The following is a 24,860-nucleotide window of genomic DNA, read 5'->3' as shown; positions in this document are numbered from 1 at the left end:
CATAATGGCAAAGACAGAAGAATTGGTGTTCCTGCCGCTCGGCGGCGTCGGCGAGATCGGTATGAATCTCGCACTTTACGGCTATGGAGCACCAAACCATCGTCAATGGATCATGGTGGACTGCGGGGTTACCTTTCCCGGCCCCGATCTGCCGGGCGTCGATCTGGTCCTTGCCGATATCAGCTTCATCAAGAAGCAACGCAACAACCTCAAGGCCATCTTCATCACCCATGCGCATGAAGACCATTACGGCGCCCTGAACGATCTGTGGCCGGGCCTGAATGTCCCGGTCTATGCCTCGGGTTTCACCGCCGGCATGCTGGAGGCGAAGCGCGACTACGAGGGTAGCCGCGCGGAAATTCCAGTGACCCCGTTCAAGGCCGGTGACACGGTCAATGTCGGACCGTTTAGCGTTGAGGCGGTCGGTGTCAATCACTCGATCCCCGAGCCGATGTCGCTTGTTATCCGCACCCCGCTCGGCAATGTCGTCCATACCGGCGACTGGAAGATCGACCTTGCGCCTTCGCTTGGCCCGCTCACCGATGAGGCCCGTTTCCGCGCGCTGGGCGACGAAGGCGTGCTGGCGATGATGTGTGACAGCACCAATTCCCAGCGCGACGGCGTCTCGCCCTCCGAACAGGAAGTCTCCGAAGGACTGCGCAAGATCATTGAGACGGCCGAAGGCCGCGTTGCCGTCACCACGTTTTCCTCGAATGTCGGCCGTATCCGCTCGATCGCCCAGGCTGCGGAAGCGGCCGGCCGCGAAGTGCTGCTGCTCGGCAGCTCGTTGAAACGCGTCGTCGCGGTGGCAGATGATCTCGGCCTGATGCAGGGCCTGAAACCCTTCCTGGCGGAAGACGAATTCGGTTTCATTCCGCGCGACAAGGTCGTGGTCATTTTGACCGGCAGCCAGGGCGAGCCGCGCGCGGCACTGGCGAAACTTGCCCGCGACGAGATGCGCAATGTGGCGCTGACCTCAGGCGACGTCGTGGTGTTTTCCTCGCGCGCCATTCCCGGCAATGAGAAGGCGATCCTTGAGATCAAGAATGGTCTGATCGAACAGGGCATTCAGATCATCACCGACAATGAAGCGCTGGTCCATGTCTCGGGCCATCCGCGCCGCAGCGAATTGCTGCAGATGTATGAATGGGTAAGGCCGCAGATCCTGGTGCCAGTCCATGGCGAGGCAGCCCATCTGATAGCGCAGGCCGAGCTCGCGCTGCAGGCCGGCATTCCGACCGTTCCGCGTGTTCGCAATGGCGACATGCTGCGCCTTGCTCCCGGCCCGGTCGAGGTTGTGGAAGAGGTGCATCACGGCAGGGTGTTCAAGGACGGCAAGTTGCTCGGCGACCTTGAGGAAATGGGCATCGCCGAACGCCGCAAGCTCTCCTATGTCGGCCATGTCGCGGTCTCGGTGCTGCTGGACAGCAAATATGAGTTCCTCGGCGATCCCGACGTCGCACTGGTGGGCCTGCCCGCCTTTGACGACGAAGGCGAGGACATGGAGGACACGCTCTATGACGCCGTGCTGGGCGCCGTGGAAAGCATTCCGCGCAGCCGCCGCAAGGACCTTGAAACCGTGCGGGAATCGATCCGTCGTGCGGTGCGCTCCACCGCCAACGAGACCTGGGGCAAGAAGCCGATCGTCACCGTGTTCCTGACGAAAGTCTGAGTGACGGCTGGCTTGGCCCTGTCGTAGATAGAGCGACAAAGCCGTGGCGCGATTTGACGGAGGTTGAGATGCTCGGACGGGTAAACCATGTGGCGATAGCCGTGCCGGATCTCACGGCGGCAACAGCCTCCTACCGGGATCAACTGGGGGCGGAGGTCACGGCCCCCCAGGCCCTGTCGGAACACGGGGTGACCGTCGTGTTCGTCAACCTGCCCAACACCAAGGTCGAACTGCTGGAACCCCTGGGCGATGCCTCGCCGATAGCGGCCTTTTTGGAGAAAAATCCGGCCGGCGGCATGCATCACATCTGCTACGAGGTGGTCGACATCCTGGCGGCACGCGACCAGCTCAAGGCCTCGGGTGCCCGCGTCCTGGGATCGGGTGAGCCGAAAATCGGCGCCCACGGCAAACCGGTCCTCTTCCTGCATCCCAAAGATTTCTACGGCACCCTGATCGAGCTGGAACAGGTGTGACAATCCGCTGCAGGGTCTTGGAGATCATCATTCCCTAGGCTTATAAGCGTTGCGCGTACATAACGCCGCCGCGCCGACTGTCAGACGGCCAAGCCGCTGTCAGGGGCACGCGGACGGAGGAAAGCTTCAGGAGAATACCACCGTGGAATATGTCTCGGCCTTTGCCGTCTACTTCATCATCTGGTGGATAACGCTCTTTGCCGTTCTGCCGATTGGCATGCGCACCCAGGCTGAAGACAATGTCGTCGTGCCGGGCAGCGTCGAAAGCGCGCCCGCCAGGTTCCGCGGGCTGCGGGTTGTGGCACTGACAACCTTGATCTCTGCATTCATTTATGTGGTATGGTATATCGCCGACGTCTATTTCGGCATTGGCATCGACAGCCTGCCGCGCATGGTTCCCGATTTCGGCTGACCAACAAAATCTCTCGATAAAGGCTTGATTCCTTGCCAAAAAAAAACAAGGCCCGGGGGCCTTGTCTCTAGGTTTCGCGTGATCCTTCACCAATTAAGGGGCTGCGACTGCGCGCGCCTAAGATCTGATCCTCCCAAGACTTGACCGCGAAAACGACATGAAATTAATCTCCATGCCTCTTTTATGTGCTAACGCTAGCTTAATGCGTGGGCCATGTCACCCACTTTTTTGCATTTTTGCTACACTGATCTAAAAAAAATTTCTTGACACAAAAGTCGCAATATCGCCGCCTTTCGTCCTCGCCGTGCAATATGAGCATTTGCCCATATTCCTGTTAATTGCAGTGGGTTGACGTGATTGCGCGATGTGCAATGCGGGTTTTCATCCGGGCGGGAACCGGCTATTAACGCACCCAAATACAGTCTTATCCCGGTTGATTCCGCGCTTGCGGACCGCCACTTTTATGGAAGCCCTTATGCGTCTCTCGCGCTACTTCTTGCCCATCCTCAAGGAAAACCCCAAGGAGGCAGAAATCGTCTCCCATCGGCTCATGCTGCGCACCGGCATGGTGCGGCAGCAGAGCCAGGGCATCTATTCCTGGCTGCCGCTCGGAAAGCGCGTGCTCGACAAGGTCAACGCCATCATCCGCGAGGAGCAGAACAGGTCTGGCGCCATAGAATTGTTGATGCCGACCCTGCAGTCTGCCGAACTCTGGCAGGAAAGCGGTCGCTACGAGGCCTATGGCAAAGAGATGTTGCGCATCAAGGATCGCCAGGAGCGCCCGATGCTCTATGGTCCGACCAATGAGGAGATGGTGACGGACATCTTCCGCTCCTACGTCAAGTCCTACAAGAGCCTGCCGCTCAATCTCTATCACATCCAGCTGAAGTTCCGCGACGAGATCCGTCCGCGCTTCGGCACCATGCGCTCGCGCGAATTCCTGATGAAGGATGCCTATTCTTTCGACCTGACCAAGGAAGATGCGATTCATTCCTACAACAAGATGTTCGTGGCCTATCTGCGCACCTTCGCACGGCTTGGCCTGCGCGCCATTCCCATGCGCGCCGATACCGGCCCGATCGGCGGCAATCACAGCCACGAATTCATCATTCTTGCCGATACCGGCGAATCGGAAGTGTTCTGCCACAAGGATTTCATCGATTTCGATATCCCCGCAGCCGACACCGACTTTGACGACGTGGCCGCGCTGCAGGGCGTGTTCGACAAGTGGACATCGCTCTATGCGGCGACCTCCGAGATGCATGACGCCGCCGCCTTCGACGCGATCGCCGATGGCAACAAGCTCTCGGCCCGCGGCATCGAAGTCGGCCACATCTTCTATTTCGGTACCAAATATTCCGAGCCGATGGGCGCCAAGGTCCAGGGTCCCGATGGCAAGGAACATCTTGTCCACATGGGTTCGTATGGCATCGGCCCGACGCGCCTTGTTCCTGCCATCATCGAAGCCTCCCATGATGAGAACGGCATCATCTGGCCGGCCTCGGTTGCGCCTTTCGATGTCGTCGTGATCAACATGAAGTCTGGTGACGCGGCCTGCGACGGCGCGTGCGACCGGCTTTATGAGGCATTGAACAACGCCGGCAAGGACGTGCTGTACGACGACACGGACGACCGTGCGGGAACGAAATTTGCTACGGCTGACCTCATCGGTGTGCCGCTGCAGGTGATCGTCGGTCCGCGCTCCGTGGCCAGTGGCGAGGTCGAGGTGAAGGATCGCAAGACCGGCGCCCGCGAAACCATGACGATCGAGGCCGCACTGAACCGGCTGATCGGCTGAACATCGTCGAGGAGGCGATATGAACGACAAGGTCGCCGGAACAGTGGCGGATAGCTCGGCCAAGGGGCCGTCCGCCGGCGCGTTTTCTGTGTTCGAACGCATGGTGGCGTGGCGCTACCTGCGGGCGCGGCGCAAGGAGACCTTCATCTCGGTCATCGCCGGCTTCTCCTTCGTCGGCATCATGCTGGGCGTTGCGACGCTCATCATCGTCATGGCCGTGATGAACGGCTTCCGCACCGAACTGATATCCCGCATCCTCGGCATCAACGGCCATATCATCGTCCAACCCTTCGACAGCCCGCTGAATGATTATCCGCAACTGGCGGAGAAGTTCAGCGCCATCCCCGGCGTCACCATGGCCTTGCCTTTGGTCGAGGGCCAGACGCTGGCGCAGGGCCGCGCCGGTGCAGGCACGGGGGCGCTGGTCCGCGGCATCCGTGCCGAGGATCTGAGCAAGCTGACCGCCGTCTCCTCCACGCTGAAGGAAGGCGCCGACATGGTCGGTTTTGCCGCGGGGCAGGGGGTTCTCATCGGTTCGCGCATGGCCTTCCAGCTCGGCTTGCAGCAGGGCGACAAGATCACGCTCGTGGCGCCGGAAGGCGACGTGACGCCAATGGGGGTCAATCCCCGCGTCAAGAGCTACAATGTCTCCGGCATCTTCGAGATCGGCATGTCGGAATATGACGGCACGATCGTCTACATGCCCCTGGAAGAGGCGCAGCTCTATTTTAACGTCGAGGGCATAGTCCAGTCGATCGAGATGTTCCTGACCGATCCGGAACTTGTCGATGAGGTGAAGCCCAAGATCGAGGAGGCCGCCGGTCGCCCGGTCGCGATCACCGACTGGCGCCAGCGCAACCAGACATTTTTCTCGGCACTGCAGGTCGAGCGCAACGTCATGTTTATGATCCTGACTTTGATCATCATCGTGGCGGCGCTCAACATCATCTCCGGTCTGATCATGCTGGTTAAGGACAAGGGGCGTGACATCGCCATCTTGCGCACCATGGGGGCGAGCTCCGCGTCGATTATGCGGATCTTCTTCATGACGGGTGCGGCCATCGGTGTCGTCGGCACGGTTGCCGGCGTGCTGCTCGGGGTGGTGGTCTGTCTCAACATCGAATCCATCCGGCAGTTCTTTTCCTGGATGTCCGGCACCGTGCTGTTCAACCCCGAGCTCTACTTCCTCAGCGAATTGCCTGCGGAAATGAGCGTTCGCGAAACCATGTCTGTGGTTGCGATGGCCCTGTCGCTGTCGTTCCTCGCCACCATTTTCCCGGCCTGGCGGGCATCCCGGCTCGACCCTGTTCAGGCGCTGCGATACGAATGAGGAACGACAAGCCGATGCAAAGCCGTACCGTGCTCTCGCTGACCGGCGTCGAACGCCATTATGGGCAGGGCGAGACCGTGCTCAACATCCTCAAGGACGTGAACTTCTCCCTGAGGCGCGGCGAGACCGTGGCGCTGGTTGCGCCGTCTGGAACGGGTAAATCCACCCTGCTGCACATTGCCGGCCTTCTGGAGCATCCTGATAGCGGCGAAGTGACGATCGGCGGCACCGACTGCGGACTTTTGTCGGAAGATGAACGCACGGCGATCCGTCGCGGGTCGATCGGCTTCGTCTACCAGTTCCACCATCTGCTGCCCGAATTTTCCGCCCTCGAAAATATTATGATGCCGCAACTAATTGCCGGCCTTTCGCGCAAGGAGGCCGAGGAGCGCGCCAGCCAGTTGCTGGACTATATGCGCATCGGTCACCGCGGCGATCACCGCCCGGCCGAACTGTCGGGCGGCGAACAGCAGCGGGTCGCGATCGCACGCGCCGTGGCAAACGCGCCGCTGGTGCTTCTGGCCGACGAGCCCACGGGCAATCTTGACCCGGATACCGCATCCTACGTGTTTTCGGCGCTAGAGGCCCTGGTGCGGCAATCGGGACTGGCGGCGCTGATCGCCACCCATAACCACGATCTCGCCCGGCGCATGGATCGCTGCGTGACCATATCGGACGGCCGGATCATCGACTTCACCGCCTGAGCGGGGCACGTCGTTCGGCACGCGTTTGGGCTTTGGCCCAACGACACGTCCATCTCTCATCTACACGTGGCGGCGCCCCAAGGATCATATGGGGAACGCCGAGCGTTTGTGCTGTCTCGATCCGAGATGTCAAAAGCTATTTTTGTGTTGACACGAGAACTTAAAGGGAACAAAATAAAAACATAAGGGATAAGGAGAACGTCATGACCGAAATTCTTCGTGATATTGCCGCATTCGCCTCCATTGCCATGTTCGTCACCAGCCTATCGTTGATTGCGATGGCGCTCTGACGCAAGCTTCCTGTCGACAACCCTGCTGACCTCCATTCGGGTCTGGACTTCCTCAGCCCATAAGCCGAAACTTGCGCCTGTTGATTCAGTGCAGGGATTGTAGGCGGATGGCTGAGGCGAGTGAAAAAACGGCGACGGCATCAAATGCGGGCGGATCGCCTGGGTTTGTGCACCTGCGCGTTCACTCGGCCTATTCGCTTCTGGAAGGCGCTTTGCCGCTGAAGAAGATCCTTGGAAAGGCCGTCGCCGACGAGCAGCCGGCGATTGCCATTACCGACACCAACAATCTGTTCGTCGCGCTTGAATTTTCGCAGAAGGCGCTGTCGGACGGCCTTCAGCCGATTGTCGGCTGCCAATTGTCGATCGACATGGAGGATGGGGGCGAGGAGCGCCGCAGCGGCCAGCATTCCCTGGCGGCGTATCCCTCCATCGTGATCCTGGCGTCCGACAGCAAGGGTTATGAACGGCTGGTTGATCTTGTCAGTCGCGCCTATCTCGATGGTGATAACAGTCAGGCGGTGCATATCTGCGCATCCTGGCTGGAGGAGGGCGGTACGGACGGCCTGATTGCCCTGACCGGTGCACGCGGCGGCGTCGTCGACGTGGCCCTTGCGGGTGGCCAGAGGGCGCAGGCTGAGGCACGGCTGATCCGGCTGAAGCAGTTGTTCGGTGATCGCCTCTATGTCGAATTGCAGCGGCATGGCAGCTATGATCGCCAGCATGAGCGTCGCATGGTGGCACTTGCCTATGAGCACGATTTGCCGCTGGTTGCGACCAACGAGGCATTTTTTCCAAGCCGCGCCGATTATGACGCGCACGACGCCTTGATGGCGGTGGCGCATAACGCGATCGTCTCGGATGACAGTCGCTTTCGCCTGACGCCGGACCACTATCTCAAGAGCCGGTCCGAGATGTGCGCGCTGTTTGCCGATCTGCCGGAGGCGCTGAAGAATACGGTCGAAATTGCCCGCCGCTGTTCGTTCGTGCTCGATACCCGCAAGCCGATCCTGCCGCGCTTTACCGGCGGCAGCGCCGATGGCGAGGAAGCGGAGCGTGCGGAGGCCGAGGAATTGCGCCGCCAGGCGGTCGAAGGGCTTGAGCACCGCATTGCCACGCTTGGTATGACCGCCGGCTATACCGAGAAGGACTATCGCGAGCGGCTGGACTTCGAACTCGGCGTCATCGAGAAGATGAAGTTCCCCGGCTACTTCCTGATCGTTGCCGACTTTATCAAGTGGGCCAAGCAGCAGGACATCCCGGTTGGACCCGGCCGCGGGTCCGGCGCTGGATCGCTGGTCGCCTATGCCCTGACGATTACGGACGTGGATCCGCTGCGCTTCTCGCTGCTGTTCGAGCGCTTCCTCAATCCCGACCGCGTGTCGATGCCCGACTTCGACATCGACTTCTGCCAGGATCGCCGTGAAGAGGTGATCCGCTACGTCCAGCAGAAATACGGCCGCGAGCAGGTGGCGCAGATCATCACTTTCGGTTCGCTGCAGGCCCGTGCCGCCTTGCGCGACGTCGGCCGTGTGCTGGAAATGCCCTATGGCCAGGTCGACAAGATCTGCAAGCTCGTGCCGAACAATCCCGCCAACCCGACGCCGCTGTCAAAGGCGATCGAGGAGGAGCCAAAGCTGCAGGAGGCTGCGGAAGAGGAACCGGTCGTCGCCCGGCTTCTCGATATCGCCCAGAAGATCGAGGGGCTTTATCGGCATGCCTCGACCCATGCGGCCGGCATCGTCATCGGCGATCGGCCGCTCTCCAAGCTGGTGCCGATGTATCGCGATCCGCGCTCCGACATGCCGGTCACGCAGTTCAACATGAAGTGGGTCGAGCAGGCCGGTCTGGTCAAGTTCGACTTCCTCGGTCTGAAGACGCTGACGGTGCTGAAGACGGCGGTCGATTTTGCCGCCGCGCGCGGCTCGACCGTCGATCTTGCGGCGCTGCCGCTCGATGATGCGCCGACCTACGAGATGCTGGCCCGCGGTGAAACGGTCGGCGTGTTCCAGGTGGAAAGTGCCGGCATGCGCAAGGCGCTCATCGGCATGCGTCCCGACTGCATCGAAGACATCATCGCGCTGGTGGCGCTTTATCGCCCCGGCCCGATGGAGAATATCCCGACCTACAACGCCCGCAAGCACGGCGAGGAGGAAATCGAATCGATCCATCCGAAGATCGATTACCTGCTGAAGGAAACGCAGGGCGTCATCGTCTACCAGGAGCAGGTCATGCAGATCGCCCAGGTTCTTTCGGGTTATTCGCTCGGCGAGGCCGACCTGTTGCGCCGCGCCATGGGTAAGAAGATCAAGGCTGAGATGGATCAGCAGAGCGAACGCTTCGTTGATGGCGCGATCAAGAATGGCGTATCGAAACCGCAGGCGGTCAACATCTTCGAACTGCTGGCGAAGTTCGCCAATTACGGCTTCAACAAGTCCCACGCTGCGGCCTATGCCATCGTCTCCTACCAGACGGCCTATATGAAGGCGCATTTTCCGGTCGAGTTCCTCGCCGCGTCGATGACGCTCGATATGTCCAACACCGAAAAGCTCAACGATTTCCGTCGTGATGCCGGGCGGTTGGGGATTAAGATCGTGCCGCCCTCGGTGCAGACCTCGTTCCGCCATTTCCAGACGGGCGACAACGCCATCTATTATTCGCTGGCAGCCATCAAGGGCGTCGGCGAGGCCGCGGTCGATCACATCGTCGCGGTCAGGGGCGATACGCCGTTCAAAAGCATCGAGGATTTCTGCACCCGGATCGATCCCAAACAGGTCAATCGCCGCGTGTTCGAAAGCCTGATCTGCGCCGGTGCCTTCGATTGCTTCGGGCATGATCGGGCCGAATTGATCGGCGGTCTCGACCGCATCATCGGCTATGCCCAGCGTGCCCAGGAAAATGCGGTGAGCGGCCAGTCCGACATGTTCGGCTCCGGCAGCGCCACGGGACCGGAGACGATCAGCCTGCCGGCCTTTTCCCCCTGGCTTGCATCCGAGAAGCTGCAGCGCGAATTCCAGGTCCTTGGCTTCTATCTCTCCGCCCACCCGCTCGATGCCTATGCCAGCCTGTTGGAAAAGATGCGCGTCCAGACCTTCGCGAGCTTCGTCAACGCGGCCAAGGGCGCCAAGACGCCGGGCAAGCTTGCGGGTACCGTCATCTCCAAACAGGAGCGCAAGACCCGAACCGGCAACAAGATGGGCATTGTTGTCTTCTCGGACGCGTCGGGCCAATTCGAGGCGGTGATGTTCTCCGAGACCCTCAATCAGTATCGCGACCTCTTGGAGGTCGGCAAATCCTTCATCGTCGGCGTCGAGGCGGAGATGCGGCCGGAAGGCATATCGTTCCGTATCAACTCGGTGCAGTCGCTGGAGGAGAAATCCATCCAGATGCAGAAGGCGCTGCGCGTCTATGTGCGCGATTCCGGCCCGCTGCGGTCCGTCGCCGCCCATCTCAACACCAAGGGCGATGGGCTTGTGTCCTTCATCGTCATCAAGGAGGATGGCCGGCGCGAGATCGAGGTGGAACTCAATGAGAAATACCGCATCTCGCCTGATATCGCCGCGGCCATGCGGTCAGCACCGGGCGTGATTGATGTGGAACTGGTGTAACACTCGACACGGATGATCCTGACACAAAAAGACACCCCGCGATTTGGGCGCGGGGTGTCTTTGCAGGCGGTGGATATGGGTTTCCTCAGGCGCGCGGGGCCTTGCGGGTGACGGTGATGAAATCGGTTCCGTCACCGGTTTCCGGGCCAAGCCCGGTGTCGGAGATCGTGATCGACGCGCCCTCAGAGATCAGCAGATTGATCTTGCGGCGGATATTGTCGGGAATGGTGATCCGGTCCAGCGCCTTCGCCGCCGCATCCGGCCCATCGACGCCGGATTGATCGGTGATGCCGAGCATCTTCATGGTCGTGGGCGAAATGTGGTTTTCCATGGTGAGCGCCTGCCATTCGGCCTTGCCGCCGAAGCGGTTGACCTTGGTGGCCTCGAAGAAGTGCGTGCCAAGCGCCCGGTCCGGATCGTGGATCGTGACCGGGGCCTCAAACATCGGCTTGAACTTCTGGCGCACCATGATCTGGCCGAGCGGCGGCTCGCCCTTGCCGGCACTGGCATAGAGCTTTTCGAGGAATTCTGCCGTGACCAGTTCACCCTTGGTCTCCAGACCCTTCCAGCGCTTGAAGCCGTTAATGGCAGAGATGGTCTGCTTGCCGATCTGGCCGTCCGGAATGCCGGTGTCGAAACCGAGATCATTCAACAGCGCCTGGGCATCCAGCACCGTTTCGCGCATGCCGCGCCGGGTGATCAGGATGCGCAGCGGCGGGATATCCTCCAGCACGACCTTGGCGCTGGCGCCGGCCTTTGGCAGCGTGGCAAGCGCCACCTCGGTCGGGGCGAGGGCCGGGTCGATGGTCGCAGGCCGCAGCTGGGCGTCCGACAGCAACTGGCCGTCTTCCGCCGGCAGTTCCGGCTTGAACAGGGCGGCGTGGTTGATCGAGAAGGGCGTGATCTCCCGGTCGGAGATGATGACGTGTGCCCCTCGCTCGGTCATCTGGAAGAGCGTGCGGGCGAATTCCGAAGGCAGACGCACGCAACCATGGGAGGCCGGATAGTTCGGCACCTTGCCTTCATGCAGCGCAATGCCGGACCAGGTCAGACGCTGCATCCAGGGCATAGGCGCGTTCGAATAGAGGTTGGACTCGTGATATTTCTTCTTCTCCAGGATCGAGAAGATGCCGGACGGTGTGGTGTGCCCGGCCTTGCCGGTCGAAACCTTGGACTTTGCCACCACCTGCCCACCGTCATAGATGGTCAGCGACTGGGTGTCCTTGGAAACGATGATTTGAAGGGAGCCGCCACTTTCGGCGCTGGCCGGCTGGGCGAAAACGGAGGCCGAAACGAGGCCGGCAAGCATGACCACAGACTTGATCATCGAAAGACATCCCATACGCAGAACAGATGCGTGGACAATATATGTCGAAGTTTAAGGAAAGTTTGAAGCAACTGCGACGATCACGTTTATGTGTCTGGTGATATTTTCCGTGGTTTTACAGTTGTTCGGGCTGTGGGCGTTAAAGCGGAATTTACCAACCTACTTTTTTCTTGTGGTAAAGGTGTAACCGGTCTCCACGGTGGCCTTGCCGAATTTGGCCCTGAGTTTGTCCATGGCCGCCTCGGCCGCTGCACGCCTGCCGGCCTGCTGATCGATCAGATCGGGTGGATCGGCCCGGTCCGGGTCGCAGAGATCCGTCACGCCAATCCCGATCAACCGGTACTTCGTTCCGTCCGCCTCGCGCTCCAGCAGGGTAAGCCCAGTTCGAAAGATGCGATCGGCGAGTTGCGTGGGGTCATCCAGCCTGCGATTGCGGGTCCTGCTCTTAAAATCCGAGGTCTTCAGCTTGAGCACGACGGTTTGTCCGGCAACACCGGCTCGCTTCAGCCTCCATGCCACCTTCTCCGACAGGGAGCGCAGATGCGCGATCAAGTCCGCTGGTTGCGAGATGTCGTCGAAGAACGTGGTCTCGGAAGAGACGCTCTTGGCCGCATCGCCCAGATGCACCTGGCGATGATCGATGCCGCGGGAGAGTTGCGACAGCCTTTGGCCAATGGCGCCGTAGCGCCGCATCAGTTCGGTCTCCTCCATCGTCTGCAACTGGCCGACAGTTCGAATACCGTCGCGCTCCAGCGTCGCGGCAAAGGCCTTTCCAACGCCCCAGATGGTCGTGACAGGCCGTGGCGCGAGGAACTCCATCGCCTCAGCGCGTCCGATGACGGAAAAGCCCCGCGGCTTTTGCAGGTCGGACGCCACCTTGGCGAGGAATTTGCAGTAGGACAGCCCGACCGATACCGTGATACCGATCTCCTGCTCGACTCGCCGGGCAAATCGCGCCAGCACGCGGGCAGGCGGTTCGTGATGCAACAACTCGGTTCCGGCGAGTTCGAGAAAAGCTTCATCGATGGAAATCGGCTGCACCAGGGGTGTCAGGTCGAACATCATCTGCCGCACCTGCCGGCCGACCCGCACATATTTTTCCATATCGGGCCGGATGACCACCGCTTCAGGACAGGCTTCCAGCGCCTTGAACATGGGCATGGCGGAGCGCACGCCATGGATGCGGGCGATATAGCAGGCCGTCGAGACCACGCCGCGCTTGCCGCCGCCGATGATGACAGGCTTGTCGGCCAGTTCGGGATTGTCGCGCTTTTCCACCGCGGCATAGAAGGCATCGCAGTCGATATGCGCGAGGGTCAATTGGAAGAGTTCGTCATGATAGACAAGCCGCGGACTGCCACAGGCCGAGCAACGCCGCCGACCGACAGGCTGCGCGTCAAGGCAGTCGCGACAAAATCCCGGAGATGCGCTGTCTGACGGTGCCATGGTGAGAACAAAAGTTGAACATTCAGACGATACGCGTTAGCCTGAATCTATTCAAGTGGAACGGCACCATGCGCAGAAGGACGTCAGCAGCCGAAATGATCGCGGATCAGCGTCGATGCCTCGCTCCAGTCGCCGGCGCGTCGGGCCGTGTCCGGCGTCTCCGGCGCGAAGCGATGGATCTCGGAGATGGGCGGCAGATGCACCAGCAGGCAATCGGATTTGTGCTGGCCAACCGAATGCAGATTGTGAACCATGTCATCCACGAAGGCGATCTTGTGCTCGCGGCTGGCGTGCAGCCTGGCCACAAGCGGCCCTTTCGCATCTTCGGTCGCGATCAATGGAAAGGCAAATCCGAGGGAATCAAGCAGTCGACGGCGTTGCGCGAAGTATCGCGTCGGCATGGCCGTGAGAAAGACCACGTCGGCGTCGCTGGACAGCATTTGCAGGGCCTCGGCGGCACCGGCGATCGGCACCTGCCAGCGTTCCTGGCTATCGAAGAAACCGGCGATCAGGCCTGTTACATCAGCATGGTCCACAGGCTGTTCGTTGATGGCAGACACGATATTGCCATGCAGCCGGAAGGACCGAGGGAGCAATCGGTATCCATGATCCTGCAGGAAGGACTGGAACGGCCCGACAAACTGAAGCACGACGTCATCCACGTCGCACACGATAAGCGGACGCTCGCTGAGTGCGATATCGGCTGTTATGTCGTCCATGCCTCAGTATTCGCCGGAGTCGAGATGCGGGCGGGAGTAGGTGTGCGCCGCCGCCGCAACGTCTTCCGGCTTGCTGTCCGTCGCCGCGCAGAACGCCATGAGTGTCGGCTCGTGTTCCATCAGGAAGTCCAGAAGGCCGGCAAGGAATCCCGGATCGGCAGCAGCATGACGCAGTTGATCCGGCTGAATACCCGTCAAAGCCAGAAAACGGCCGAGCAATTCAGGTTCACCGGCCAGCCAGCCAAGAACGCTGATTGCCATGTCTTCCGCAGTTTTGCGATTGTGTTTCGGTGTCGTAAGGCTTTTGTGCATTTTTCGAGCGGGTTACCGTTTTCTCAACCAAATGACCTTACCATATCCATGAGGAAAAGCACGATCTGTCAGTGGTCAACGGGCTTCCTACCGGCATTTTTGACCGGAGGGAACGTTGAGCCAGGGCAGGTCATGAGCACGATGGCGCTGATGTGGCCGACTGCCGGATAAACGTCCCGGCCGTCTGTTTGTTTTGCGCCGGAGGCCACGGGTACCCAAGGACTGACTGAATGCCCAAGAAGGTGATGATTGTCGAAGACAACGAGCTCAACATGAAGCTCTTCCGCGATCTCATCGAGGCATGCGGCTATGAAACGGTCCAGACCCGGAACGGCATGGAGGCGCTCGACCTGGCGCGCATGCACCGTCCCGACCTTATTCTCATGGATATCCAGTTGCCGGAGGTCTCAGGGCTTGAGGTGACGAAATGGCTGAAGGAAGACGATGAACTTCATGTCATCCCAGTGATCGCCGTCACGGCCTTCGCCATGAAGGGCGACGAGGAGCGCATTCGCCAGGGCGGTTGCGAGGCCTATGTTTCCAAGCCGATTTCGGTGCCGAAATTCATCGAGACGATCAAGACCTATTTGGGCGATGCGTAAGAGGGCAGGGCGAGCTTCATGACTGCTAGAATCCTGGTCGTCGACGACATTCCAGCGAATGTGAAGCTGCTGGAGGCGCGGCTGCTTGCGGAGTATTTCGACGTGCTGACGGCCGAAAACGGCTATCAGGCGCTGGATATCTGCGACAAGACACAGGTGGATCTCATTCTCCTGGATATCATGATGCCGGGAATGGACGGCTTCGAGGTCTGCGAGCGTCTGAAGGCCAATCATCGCACGGCGCATATTCCGGTTGTCATGGTCACAGCTCTCGACCAGCCATCCGATCGCGTGCGCGGCCTCAAGGCCGGCGCCGACGACTTTCTCACCAAGCCCGTGAACGACCTGCAGCTCATCTCGCGGGTGAAAAGCCTGGTGCGGCTGAAGACGCTGAGCGACGAACTGCGCATCCGTGCGGAAACCGCGCACAACATCGGCATGGAGGACCTCGGCCGCGTCGGCGACGGGCGAATGGAAGAGGCCGGGCAGGTGCTGCTGGTCGATGGCCGCGGCAGTTCCCAGGAGCGCCTCATCAAGACGCTGAAGCCGATCGCCGACGTCGTTGCCATGTCCGACCCGCAAGCGGCCCTGTTTGACGCAGCAGAGAATGCCTACGACCTCGTGATCGTCAACGCCAATTTCGATGACTACGATCCGTTGCGGCTGTGCTCGCAATTGCGATCGCTGGAACGCACACGATTCATTCCGGTCCTGATCATCACCGACCAGGGCGATGAGCAGATGACCGTCCGGGCGCTCGATCTCGGCGTCAACGACTACATTGCCCGCCCTGTTGATCCAAACGAACTGGTGGCGCGCACGCTGACACAGATCCGTCGCAAGCGGTTCAACGACCGGCTTCGGACGAGCGTCAAACAAACGATCGAGCTTGCCGTCACCGATGGCCTGACGGGACTGAATAACCGGCGTTATCTCGACAGCCATCTGAAGATGCTCTTCAATCGCGCCAAGGCGCGCAATCGGCCGCTGTCGATCTGCATTACCGATATCGACCGCTTCAAAAGCGTGAATGACACCTATGGCCACGATTCGGGCGATGATGTGCTGAAGGAATTCTCCAGCCGCATCAGGTCGACCGTTCGGGGCGCCGATCTGGCCTGCCGCTATGGCGGGGAGGAGTTTGTGGTGGTCATGCCGGATACCTCGGCAGATGTCGCAGCCTCCGTGGCGGAACGTCTGCGCAGCATCATCGAGAGCAAGCCTTTCGCCATTCAATCCGGCGCAGGCGCACTCAGCCTGACGGCCTCCATGGGGATCGCCACGATATCGGACGGCATCGAGACGCCTGAGCAGTTGCTGAAGCAGGCCGACCGGGCACTGTACGAAGCGAAGAATGGCGGCCGCAACCGCGTCGTGGCGGCAGCCGCCTGAAGCCCAATGTATGCATGAACGCACAATTGCGCCGTGTTGGCACTGACCACCGCCATGCAGCACCCAAGTCGAATCCGCAAGATGGAAGTGATTATCTCGAAGCATGCCGCTTTGACCATGGCGCTGATTCGCCCCGAATACCTCCGGGGAAAGTCAATCACCCGAATTGAGTGATTGCCTGTAGCGGCTGCTCGGCTAACTTGTTCACAGGCAATTTTCGTCTGGCTCAGCCGGCGCGTTGAAGCGCGCTGACTGGCGATTTTTCGGGATTTTCAAGTACCGGAACATTATTGTCTTCTAAATTTCGGCTATTTTTTCCACATGTGTGGACACCAGATTGTCATAGTCCGCTGTGGTCAAGCATAGACAATATGTCGGGTGCGGGCCTCGTTTGCCGAAATTTGTCGATATATTCGTGGATGTTGTACCGTGATGGTCGCTATGCCGATTATTCTTAGGATTTTCCAGTTTATTCTTCGAGAGAGGTTATTCTGTTTTTGGGTTGCTATCCGGAAGTCAAGCTTAGTGGCCCTTTTTTGGACTTTGATCTTAACCATAGTCACAGCCAAAATTGGCCACGGTTAAGAAATTGTTGATTTTTTTTCCATTATGGGCAAACCTTAGGACAACAAAAACAACAGATGCAAAAGAAATCACCAGATACCCCATGATGCTCAGGTCCGCCGCATCTCCTGGGTCGTGGGGTCGGTCGACTGGCGTACAAATTCAAATACGGTTCCTCGTGCCGTTATTGTATGCCGGTCGACCCCCATTCGCAAAGGCACTGCTATCTTGGGATAGCGGTGCCTTTTGCTTTTTGGCATCTTCCGGGACCTGTGAACCCGTCCATGTGTGGCGACGGCAATCGCGGGCACGAAAAAAGCGCGTCTCCGAAGGAAACGCGCTTTTTAAATACCGTCAGGAATGAAGATCTTACTTGATCTTGGTTTCCTTGAATTCAACATGCTTCTTGGCGACCGGGTCATACTTGGTCTTGGTCATCTTGTCCGTCATCGTACGGCTGTTCTTCGTCGTGACGTAAAAGAAACCCGTGTCGGCCGTCGACAGCAGCTTGATCTTGATTGTCGTTGCTTTCGCCATGGTCGTTCTGCCTTTTATAAAAAATCAAGCCGTGGACGGCCGAAGATGTCCACGGCAAATTCTGGCGCGAAACTACAAATCGCGCCCGAAAAGTCAAGCCCGTTTGGGCTGGAAAAGCAGTCTACCCAGCGAAACCAGCACATAGAGCAAGAAAAACCCTGCAATAGCCCAGGCAAACCCGTGATTGCCGGAGATATCGATGGCAGCGCCGATCGCTTGGGGACCGGTGACCGTGCCCACGGCATAGCAGAAGATGAAGGCTGCATTGGCTGCAGCGAGGTCTGATCCTGTGAGTCTGGAGCCCAGATGGCTCAAGCCGACCGTATAGAGACCGGAGACGCTGCCGCCCCAGAACAGTAGCACCAGGGCCATGAGCCACCAGTTTCCGGCTAGCCAGGGCAACAGCAGCGAGCCGCAGAGCCCGATGACGGCCATGATCGACAACAGGGTGCGGCGGTCCGTCATGCGGTCGGAGAGCATCCCTAAGGGGATCTGGAAGATCATGTTGCCCGCCCCCATGATGCTCAACAGCAGCGCGGCCTCGCCTTCGCCGAAACCGATGCGGGTCGCGTAGATCGGGAAGAGCGATAATCCACCCACCTCCACCGCGCCAAAGACGAAGACGGCCGCTGTGGCGGTCGGTACGAGGAAGATATAGCGCAGGAAGTGTTGCTGTGGCTTATCGTCCAGCGCGGGACTTTCGCGACGCGCGATATAGATCGGCACGGCAGCAAGCAGGATAGCGCAGGCGCCAACCGCGAACGGCAGAACGCCATCGCTGCCGAGCACCGAGAAGATCAGCGGCCCCATTGCAAAGCCGATCGACAAGACAGTGGCGTAGATGCCGAGCACCAGCCCGCGCTTCGATGGTGGCGCGGCGGCATTGATCCAGAATTCCGAGAGAATGAAAAGCGTTGTCGTCGCGCCGTGGAAAACGATTCGTAGCGGAAACCACATCCAGAAGGCTTCGGCGTAATAGAAGCCGAGTGCGCTGATCGCCGACAGGACGACCGCCCACAGCATGGTGCGTGCCACCCCAAACTCATGGGCAAGCCTTGTGGTAATCGGAGCGGCAATCATCGCGGCGACGCCGGCCATGGCCGAGTTGAGGCCGATCAGGGTCGACGGGATGCCGCGCTTCTCAAGAATGATGCTGAGAAGGGGAAGGCCAAGACCGATGGCGATGCCGACGGCAGTGATCGCGGAGATCGCGGCGACCAGCGAAGGCCAGTGGATCTCCTCAGGATGAGACGGGGAGCCGTTCAACGGCTGTGACATGGGGACGTGTCCTCAGATGCTGCCGCGTTGAAGACGGCCATGGCGTAAGTAGTAGAACGGACCAGCACTGCCAAACGGTAAAGACGGATCGGCAGACATCAGTTTTTTCACGTCATCGAGAATAGTCCGGGTGATGGGTGGCATCTTCAGGGCGGTCGCGGCGTCCATATCGACCCATTGCAGGTCCTGCAATTCATCCGAACTGCGAACCGACGCAGGATCGACGCCGACCTCGTCCACGAAGGTCAGGAAAAAGCGGGTATCGAATCGCCTGACATTGCCAGGTGGGGTGATGGCACGCGCCACGTAACGAAGGCTCGAAAGGCTCGCGCAGAGCCGGCTGGACGGCTCACACGGCTCCAGGCGGCCGATGGTGAGCCCCGTCTCCTCGTGAAGCTCGCGCACCGCTGCCATGGCGATCCCGCGGGCGCGGCGCACGGAGGCAGCATCGCCCGCGCTGGCAAGGCGGTCCAGAACCTCGGGATGAAGATCGGTGTCGAACGGCAAGGCGCTGTCCGTCCGGTCGCGGCGCCCCCCGGGAAATACGAAGAGGTCCGGCATGAAGACATGGCCACCGCCACGGCGACCCACCAGCACACGCGCCGAACTGCCGCTCCTGTCCACCAGGAGCAGGGTCGCGGCATCCTTCGGGCGCAGGTTCACCGCACCTGCTTCCCGCTTGGGCCGTTGTTCAAACGGATTGGGCGTCATGCGCCGGGCTTCTTGGGACCGTATTCCTCCGGTCCATCCTCATGGCCGCCAAAGCCGTGCATCCTGAGCGCCCATTGCAGGCCGATGACGCCGCCCTTGACCGGCTGGATCGTCAGCAGAGAGGTGAGGATGCCGATCGGCACCCAGATGGCGAGATGAATCCAGGTCGAGGCCGGGAACACGAGATCCGTCGCCATGTATCCGCCGACCAGCACGTGGCCGAGAATCATGATGACGATATAGGGCGGCAGGTCATCGGAACGCTGGTGATGCAGTTCTTCGCCGCAGGCTGCGCATTGATCCACCGGCTTCAGATAGGCGCGGAACAGGCGGCCGCTGCCACAATGCGGGCAGCGATTGGCAATGCCGCGCATGATTGAACGGCCAAGCGGCCTTTCCGTCTGGCCGTCGTCTCCAAACCGGGTCACCGGAGGGCTGTTCTCGCTCACCATGTTACTTCCTCTCTTGCCGATCACGCAAACCGCCGCAATCTGAGCATTCTCTTGTTAACAGGTTGAGATGACCTGACCGTTACCGTCGCCCCCGTGGCGGCCGGGTGCCGGGTTTGCGCGCTGCCGACCCGGCACCGCGTCGACTGGACTTGTGAAACGACCGCGTCGCCACAGGCATCTTGCGGCCTTCGCTCAGCATTTCGAAGCGTAAGGCACCGGCAAGCGGCACCGCCTCGACCAGCCTAACATCGACCGTGTCACCCAATTGATAGCCGAGGCCGGTCCGTTCTCCCGACAGCGCCTGATGGGCTTCGTCGTAGATATAGTAATCCCGGCCCAGCGTGGAAACCGGTATGAAGCCATCTGCGCCAAATTGCGGCAGGGCAATGAACAGGCCCGACTTGGTAACGCCGGAAATCCGCCCCTCGAATTCATCGCCGATGCGGGTCGCAAGATGGTGGGCAACGAGCCGATTGACGGTGTCGCGTTCCGCCGCCATGGCCCGCCGTTCGAAGGTGGAGATTTCCGCTGCGATGTCCTCCAGCGCAGCTTCCTCCTCCGGCGTGATGCCGCCTTCGCCAAGCCCCAGCGAGCCCACCAGCGCACGATGCACGATGAGGTCGGCATAGCGACGGATCGGTGAGGTGAAATGCGCGTATTTCATTAGGTTCAGGCCAAAATGGCCGATATTGTCGGGGCTGTAGATCGCCTGGCTCTGCGAGCGCAACACCATCTCGTTGACCATGGTCTGGTGCGGCGTATCGACCGTCTTCGCCAGGATGCCGTTGAACGAGTTGGACCGCAGCCCGCCGCCCTTGACCATGGAGAAGCCGATCGTTGCCAGGAACTCCCGTAGCGTCTCCTGCTTGGAGAGCGACGGTGCGTCATGCACTCGGTAGACGAGGGGCTGGCGCTTCTTCTCCAGCGTTTCGGCGGCGGCCACGTTGGCCTGGATCATCATCTCCTCGATCAGCTTGTGGGCATCGAGGCGCTCTGGAATATGCACGCGATCGACAGTGCCATCGGGCTTCAGAATCAATTTGCGCTCCGGCATATCGAGTTCAAGCGGCTGGCGCCGGTCGCGACCACGCTTCAAGATCTCATAGGCGTGCCATAGCGGCTTCAGGATCGGTTCCAGCAGTGGTCCGGTCTTGTCATCAGGCTTGCCGTCGATCGCCGCTTGCGCCTGTTGGTAGGACAGCTTGGCGGCGCTCTTCATCATGATCCGGTGGAAGGTGTGGCTGGCCTTGCGGCCTTCCTTGGAAAAGACCATGCGCACGGCAATCGCCGGCCGATCCACCCCTTCGCGCAGCGAGCAGAGGTCGTTCGAAATGCGCTCCGGCAGCATCGGAACCACACGGTCGGGGAAGTAGACGGAATTTCCGCGTTTCAACGCTTCGCGGTCGAGCGCGGACTTGGGCCTGATGTACCATGACACGTCAGCAATCGCGACGGTGACGATCACGCCGTCAGGATTGTCGGGTGACGGATCGGGCTCGGCATAGACAGCGTCGTCATGATCCTTGGCGTCATGCGGGTCGATGGTAACAAGCGGCAGATCGCGCCAGTCCTCGCGCTTGGATAGGGTCGCGGGTTCGGCCGCCTCTGCCTCGTCCAGCACCTGCTGGGGAAAGATGTGCGGTATGCCGTGGTCGTAGATGGCGATCATCGAGATCGCCTTTTCCGAGGCCACAGAACCGACGACGGAGAGCACGCGGGCGCGGTTCAGGCCCTGGCGGCCATAGCTGCGCACCGTCTCGACTTCGACCAGATCGCCATCGGTGGCGCCGTTCACGTCAGCCTGGTCGATGGTCATTTCCTCGCCGCGCCGATCAATCGGCATCAGCCGTCCGCCGCCACCGGCCATGGCGCGATAGACGCCCATAAGGGCGTTGCGATGCTTGTCGAGCACCTTGATGATACGGGCGGTATAGGCAGGCCCGGCGCGTTCCTTGGAGGGAAAGATCTTGGCAAGCACCCGGTCGCCCAGGCCACCCACGGGCGCTTTGCCCTTGGCGCGATCCGCGCTGGACTGGCGAATGGCAACGGCCGGCGCCACGCCCAGTTCCTCGTTCCACTCCGCCGGCCGGCCGATCAGTTCGCCGTCCTTGTCACGGGTGGTGATGTCGAGCACGGTGACCGGAGGCAGGGCGCCCGGTCGGCTCAGCGTCTTGCGGTTCTTCTCCACCAGCCCGTCATCGGTCAGCCCGCGTAGGGCTTCCTTGAGCTCGACGCGTGCCTCGCCCTTCAGGCCGAATGCCTTGGCGATCTCTCGCTTCGAGGCCCGGTCTGGATTGTCGGCGATGAACTGCAGCAGCACTTCGCGCGGCGGTACCGCGCCGTGAATGATCGGCGTCTCGGTTCCGCTTTTGGCCGCGGCTTTCGCGCCCCGCGCCAGGCGTCGCTCCTCGCCATTGCGGCTGCCTGACGGACGGGACGGGTCGCGCGGTAGTTTTGGCACGGATCAGCTCTTCTTCGCTTTTGGTGCGGCCTTTGCCTTCGGCTTGGCGGCAGCCTTCTTCGGTTTGGTCTCGCCTTCAGCGGCGTCCGCGCTCTTGGCCTTTGCCGCCTTGGCAGGAGCCTTCTTCGCGGCTTTGGCCGGCTTGCCGCCATCCTTGGCGGAGCGCTCGGCGATCAGTGCCAGCGCTTCCTCCATGGTGACGCTCTGCGGATCCTTGCCCTTCGGCAGGGTGGCATTCACCTTGGCCCAGTTGACATAGGGGCCATAACGTCCGTCGCGCACGGTGATCGCGCCGCCGCTGGGGTGCTCACCCAACTCCTTCAGCGCCGCCGGCGTTCCGCCGCGGCTGCTCGGGCCCTTGGAAGCCTTCTCCGCCAGCACGGTCACGGCGCGGTTGAGGCCGACCGTAAAGACGTCCTCGATGGTTTCGAGATTGGCATATTTGCCGTCATGCAGCAGAAACGGTCCATAGCGGCCAAGGCCGGACGAGATCATCTTGCCGCTTTCCGGATGCTGGCCGATGTCGCGCGGCAGGGAGAGCAACGCTAGCGCCTTCTCGTGGTCGATATCCTCGACCCGCCAGCCCTTGGGCAGCGACGAGCGCTTGGCTTCCTTGCCGTCGCCCCGCTGGACATAGGGCCCGAAGCGGCCCGAACGCAGCGTGATTTCCTCGCCGGTATGCGGGTCCTTGCCCAGTGCCTTCGGCTCGTTGGTGGCGCTCGCTTCGGCTTCCGCGCCGCCTTCGGATGTCAGCTGGCGCGTATAGTTGCATTCCGGATAGTTTGAACAGCCGACAAAGGCACCGTATTTGCCAAGCTTCAGCGACAGGTTGCCGGTGCCGCAGACCTGGCAAATGCGCGGATCGCTGCCGTCCTCGCGCTTCGGAAACACCAGCGGGGCCAGCGCCTCGTTCAGGGCATCGAGCACGTTGGTGACGCGGAGCTCCTTGGTCTCCTCGATCTGGGCGAAGAAATTCTTCCAGAAGTCGCGCAGCACGTCCTTCCAGTTCAACTCACCCGCGGAGATCTTGTCGAGCTTTTCTTCCAGGTCGGCCGTGAAGTCGTATTCGACATATTTGGTGAAGAAGCTTTCCAGGAAGGCCGTCACCAGCCGGCCCTTGGAATGCGGCACCAGCTTGCGCTTGTCGGTCACCACATATTCGCGGTCGCTGAGCGTCTTCAACGTCGCCGCATAGGTCGAGGGTCGGCCGATGCCGAGCTCTTCCATCTTCTTGATCAGCGAGGCTTCCGAATAGCGCGGCGGCGGCTCGGTGAAATGCTGGGTGGAGTTGACCTTGCTCTTGGCAAGCTTGTCCCGCGGATCGATCGGCGGCAGGCGACCATCCTCGTCGTCGCCGTCATCGCTCTGTTCGCCGTCTTCCTTCTGGTCGGTATAGGCGGCGATGAAACCGTCGAAGCGGATAACGGAGCCGACAGCACGTAGGCCGGCCTTGTCGCCGTTGCGGTCCGCCAGGATCTCGACCGTCGTGCGCTCGATTTCGGCCGATGCCATCTGGCTGGCGATGCCGCGCTTCCAGATGAGGTCGTAGAGCTTCAACTGGTCGGCATCGAGGAAGCGGCGAACCTTGTCGGGCGAGCGGTTGAAGTCTGTCGGGCGGATCGCCTCGTGGGCTTCCTGGGCATTCTTCGCCTTGGTCGAATAGAGGCGTGCCTTTTCCGGCAGGTAGCGAGGACCGAACTGATCGGTGATGGCGGCGCGGGCGGCGTCAATCGCCTCCGGCGCCATCTGCACGCCATCGGTACGCATGTAGGTGATCAGGCCGACGGTTTCTCCGCCGATATCGATACCCTCATAGAGCTTCTGCGCGATCTGCATCGTGCGCGACGCGGAATAGCCGAGCTTGGAAGAGGCGGCCTGCTGCAGGGTCGACGTGGTGAAGGGCGGCGACGGATTGCGCTTGACCGGCTTGGCCTCGACGGTGTCGACCACATAGGTCGCGCCTTCGAGCAGCGTCTTCAGCCGGTTGGCCGTGTCGGCATTGGGAATGGAGTTGCGTTGCAACCGCTTGCCGTCGGCGGATACCAGGCGGGCCTCGAACTCGTCGCCCCGTGGTGTCTTCAGGAGCGCCGAAAGGTTCCAATATTCTTCGGAGACAAAGCGCTCGATTTCGTTTTCGCGGTCGCAGACCAGCCGCAAGGCAACCGACTGCACGCGACCCGCGGAACGGGCGCCGGGAAGCTTGCGCCACAGGACCGGGGACAGGTTGAAGCCGACGAGATAGTCGAGAGCACGACGCGCCAGATAGGCATCGACCAGCGGCTCATCGATATCGCGCGGATGCGCCATGGCATCCAGAACCGCCTTCTTGGTGATTGCGTTGAAGACCACGCGCTTGACGGTCTTGTCGCCAATCGCGCGCTTCTTCTTCAGCACGTCGAGCACATGCCAGGAAATCGCTTCGCCCTCGCGATCCGGGTCGGTCGCAAGAATAAGGCCATCGGCCCCCTTGAGCGCGTCGGCAATGTCCTTGATGCGTTTCTGCGAGGCGTTGTCGACCTCCCAAAGCATCTGGAAGTCTTCGTCGGGAAGTACCGAACCGTCTTTCGCCGGAAGATCGCGGACGTGGCCGAAGGAAGCGAGAACCTTGTAGCCGGAGCCGAGATACTTGTTGATTGTCTTGGCCTTGGCGGGCGATTCTACCACTACGACATTCATATTGTTTCTCTGAGATCTAGCGCGAACGGACAGTTGCTGCGGGGCTTTCGCGACACATCCCCCACTTCCGGCTTCCCGACATGGACAGGGATTCGGCTG

At 60.6% G+C, this 24,860-nt stretch carries 19 protein-coding genes; 9 read left to right on the top strand and 10 right to left on the bottom strand.

Annotation, left to right across the window (positions count from 1 at the left end; translation table 11 throughout):
• The first annotated feature begins 4 nt into the window (after positions 1 to 4).
• From B9A97_RS20005 to dnaE, 7 genes are all read left to right on the top strand, one after another.
• The gene (locus tag B9A97_RS20005) at positions 5 to 1,672 is read left to right on the top strand and encodes a ribonuclease J (RefSeq protein ID WP_084367544.1); all 1,668 of its coding nucleotides are present in this window, start codon (positions 5 to 7) and stop codon (positions 1,670 to 1,672) included.
• 68 nt (positions 1,673 to 1,740) lie between these two features.
• Positions 1,741 to 2,145, top strand: coding sequence for a methylmalonyl-CoA epimerase (mce, locus tag B9A97_RS20000; protein ID WP_084367542.1), 405 nt, complete (start codon positions 1,741 to 1,743; stop codon positions 2,143 to 2,145).
• A gap of 142 nt (positions 2,146 to 2,287) precedes the next feature.
• On the top strand, positions 2,288 to 2,557 hold the full coding sequence (locus tag B9A97_RS19995) for a DUF1467 family protein (protein WP_084367541.1): 270 nt from the start codon (positions 2,288 to 2,290) through the stop codon (positions 2,555 to 2,557).
• A 475-nt stretch (positions 2,558 to 3,032) separates the two neighbouring features.
• Positions 3,033 to 4,355: a proline--tRNA ligase gene (proS, locus tag B9A97_RS19990; RefSeq protein WP_084367539.1), complete on the top strand. Its 1,323-nt coding sequence runs from the start codon at positions 3,033 to 3,035 to the stop codon at positions 4,353 to 4,355.
• A 19-nt stretch (positions 4,356 to 4,374) separates the two neighbouring features.
• Entirely contained in the window at positions 4,375 to 5,685 is a 1,311-nt protein-coding gene (locus tag B9A97_RS19985) for a lipoprotein-releasing ABC transporter permease subunit (RefSeq protein ID WP_084367537.1), read from the top strand.
• 14 nt (positions 5,686 to 5,699) lie between these two features.
• Positions 5,700 to 6,389 (top strand): ABC transporter ATP-binding protein, encoded by a 690-nt coding sequence (locus tag B9A97_RS19980; protein ID WP_084367595.1) that lies wholly within the window; start codon positions 5,700 to 5,702, stop codon positions 6,387 to 6,389.
• 397 nt (positions 6,390 to 6,786) lie between these two features.
• Entirely contained in the window at positions 6,787 to 10,284 is a 3,498-nt protein-coding gene (gene dnaE / locus B9A97_RS19975) for a DNA polymerase III subunit alpha (protein ID WP_084367535.1), read from the top strand.
• Positions 10,285 to 10,369: 85 nt separating this feature from the next.
• On the opposite strand, the gene B9A97_RS19970 is transcribed toward dnaE, so the two are convergent.
• The 4 genes from B9A97_RS19970 to B9A97_RS19955 all read right to left on the bottom strand — a co-directional run bounded on the left by B9A97_RS19970 (position 10,370) and on the right by B9A97_RS19955 (position 14,088).
• Entirely contained in the window at positions 10,370 to 11,611 is a 1,242-nt protein-coding gene (locus B9A97_RS19970; protein WP_084367533.1) for a L,D-transpeptidase family protein, read from the bottom strand.
• A gap of 159 nt (positions 11,612 to 11,770) precedes the next feature.
• The gene (locus B9A97_RS19965; protein WP_084367531.1) at positions 11,771 to 13,057 is read right to left on the bottom strand and encodes a DNA polymerase IV; all 1,287 of its coding nucleotides are present in this window, start codon (positions 13,055 to 13,057) and stop codon (positions 11,771 to 11,773) included.
• Positions 13,058 to 13,140: 83 nt separating this feature from the next.
• Positions 13,141 to 13,776, bottom strand: coding sequence for a hypothetical protein (locus B9A97_RS19960; RefSeq protein WP_084367530.1), 636 nt, complete (start codon positions 13,774 to 13,776; stop codon positions 13,141 to 13,143).
• Between the two features lie 3 nt (positions 13,777 to 13,779).
• Positions 13,780 to 14,088 (bottom strand): DUF3572 domain-containing protein, encoded by a 309-nt coding sequence (locus B9A97_RS19955; protein ID WP_084367528.1) that lies wholly within the window; start codon positions 14,086 to 14,088, stop codon positions 13,780 to 13,782.
• Between the two features lie 230 nt (positions 14,089 to 14,318).
• Between B9A97_RS19955 and B9A97_RS19950 the strand changes: the two genes are divergently transcribed.
• Both B9A97_RS19950 and B9A97_RS19945 read left to right on the top strand, forming a co-directional pair.
• Positions 14,319 to 14,690 carry a response regulator gene (locus B9A97_RS19950; RefSeq protein WP_084367526.1) on the top strand — a complete coding sequence of 124 codons (372 nt, stop codon included), beginning with the start codon at positions 14,319 to 14,321 and terminating at the stop codon, positions 14,688 to 14,690.
• An 18-nt stretch (positions 14,691 to 14,708) separates the two neighbouring features.
• Complete coding sequence (locus B9A97_RS19945; RefSeq protein WP_084367524.1) at positions 14,709 to 16,082, top strand: PleD family two-component system response regulator; 1,374 nt, start codon at positions 14,709 to 14,711, stop codon at positions 16,080 to 16,082.
• A gap of 933 nt (positions 16,083 to 17,015) precedes the next feature.
• On the opposite strand, the gene rpmG is transcribed toward B9A97_RS19945, so the two are convergent.
• From rpmG to topA, 6 genes are all read right to left on the bottom strand, one after another.
• Positions 17,016 to 17,183, bottom strand: coding sequence for a 50S ribosomal protein L33 (gene rpmG, locus B9A97_RS19940; protein WP_003547442.1), 168 nt, complete (start codon positions 17,181 to 17,183; stop codon positions 17,016 to 17,018).
• 93 nt (positions 17,184 to 17,276) lie between these two features.
• Complete coding sequence (locus B9A97_RS19935; RefSeq protein WP_084367522.1) at positions 17,277 to 18,461, bottom strand: MFS transporter; 1,185 nt, start codon at positions 18,459 to 18,461, stop codon at positions 17,277 to 17,279.
• Positions 18,462 to 18,473: 12 nt separating this feature from the next.
• Entirely contained in the window at positions 18,474 to 19,172 is a 699-nt protein-coding gene (locus B9A97_RS19930; RefSeq protein ID WP_084367520.1) for an NUDIX hydrolase, read from the bottom strand.
• Positions 19,169 to 19,624, bottom strand: a complete 456-nt coding sequence (locus B9A97_RS19925; RefSeq protein ID WP_084367518.1) for a DUF983 domain-containing protein — start codon at positions 19,622 to 19,624, stop codon at positions 19,169 to 19,171. The genes B9A97_RS19930 and B9A97_RS19925 overlap by 4 nt, the downstream gene beginning before the upstream one ends.
• A gap of 79 nt (positions 19,625 to 19,703) precedes the next feature.
• Positions 19,704 to 22,022, bottom strand: coding sequence for a ribonuclease R (gene rnr, locus B9A97_RS19920; RefSeq protein ID WP_143530606.1), 2,319 nt, complete (start codon positions 22,020 to 22,022; stop codon positions 19,704 to 19,706).
• A gap of 66 nt (positions 22,023 to 22,088) precedes the next feature.
• Positions 22,089 to 24,761, bottom strand: a complete 2,673-nt coding sequence (gene topA, locus B9A97_RS19915; RefSeq protein ID WP_084367515.1) for a type I DNA topoisomerase — start codon at positions 24,759 to 24,761, stop codon at positions 22,089 to 22,091.
• Between the last annotated feature and the right edge of the window lie 99 nt (positions 24,762 to 24,860).

The sequence above is a fragment of the Rhizobium sp. RU36D genome (assembly GCF_900176345.1).
Classification (GTDB): Bacteria; Pseudomonadota; Alphaproteobacteria; order Rhizobiales; family Rhizobiaceae; genus Allorhizobium.
Note: the sequence above shows the minus strand (reverse complement) of the source record. Positions and strands in the feature narration are given on the sequence as shown.

Excerpts from the sequence above, each read along its gene's own strand:
- B9A97_RS20005 (WP_084367544.1), top strand. The coding sequence starts at position 5 with ATGGCAAAGACAGAAGAATTGGTGTTCCTGCCGCTCGGCGGCGTCGGC.
- mce (WP_084367542.1), top strand. The coding sequence starts at position 1,741 with ATGCTCGGACGGGTAAACCATGTGGCGATAGCCGTGCCGGATCTCACG.
- proS (WP_084367539.1), top strand. The coding sequence starts at position 3,033 with ATGCGTCTCTCGCGCTACTTCTTGCCCATCCTCAAGGAAAACCCCAAG.
- B9A97_RS19985 (WP_084367537.1), top strand. The coding sequence starts at position 4,375 with ATGAACGACAAGGTCGCCGGAACAGTGGCGGATAGCTCGGCCAAGGGG.
- B9A97_RS19980 (WP_084367595.1), top strand. The coding sequence starts at position 5,700 with ATGCAAAGCCGTACCGTGCTCTCGCTGACCGGCGTCGAACGCCATTAT.
- dnaE (WP_084367535.1), top strand. The coding sequence starts at position 6,787 with ATGGCTGAGGCGAGTGAAAAAACGGCGACGGCATCAAATGCGGGCGGA.
- B9A97_RS19970 (WP_084367533.1), bottom strand. The coding sequence starts at position 11,611 with ATGATCAAGTCTGTGGTCATGCTTGCCGGCCTCGTTTCGGCCTCCGTT.
- B9A97_RS19965 (WP_084367531.1), bottom strand. The coding sequence starts at position 13,057 with ATGGCACCGTCAGACAGCGCATCTCCGGGATTTTGTCGCGACTGCCTT.
- B9A97_RS19960 (WP_084367530.1), bottom strand. The coding sequence starts at position 13,776 with ATGGACGACATAACAGCCGATATCGCACTCAGCGAGCGTCCGCTTATC.
- B9A97_RS19955 (WP_084367528.1), bottom strand. The coding sequence starts at position 14,088 with ATGCACAAAAGCCTTACGACACCGAAACACAATCGCAAAACTGCGGAA.
- B9A97_RS19950 (WP_084367526.1), top strand. The coding sequence starts at position 14,319 with ATGCCCAAGAAGGTGATGATTGTCGAAGACAACGAGCTCAACATGAAG.
- B9A97_RS19945 (WP_084367524.1), top strand. The coding sequence starts at position 14,709 with ATGACTGCTAGAATCCTGGTCGTCGACGACATTCCAGCGAATGTGAAG.
- rpmG (WP_003547442.1), bottom strand. The coding sequence starts at position 17,183 with ATGGCGAAAGCAACGACAATCAAGATCAAGCTGCTGTCGACGGCCGAC.
- B9A97_RS19935 (WP_084367522.1), bottom strand. The coding sequence starts at position 18,461 with ATGTCACAGCCGTTGAACGGCTCCCCGTCTCATCCTGAGGAGATCCAC.
- B9A97_RS19930 (WP_084367520.1), bottom strand. The coding sequence starts at position 19,172 with ATGACGCCCAATCCGTTTGAACAACGGCCCAAGCGGGAAGCAGGTGCG.
- B9A97_RS19925 (WP_084367518.1), bottom strand. The coding sequence starts at position 19,624 with ATGGTGAGCGAGAACAGCCCTCCGGTGACCCGGTTTGGAGACGACGGC.
- topA (WP_084367515.1), bottom strand. The coding sequence starts at position 24,761 with ATGAATGTCGTAGTGGTAGAATCGCCCGCCAAGGCCAAGACAATCAAC.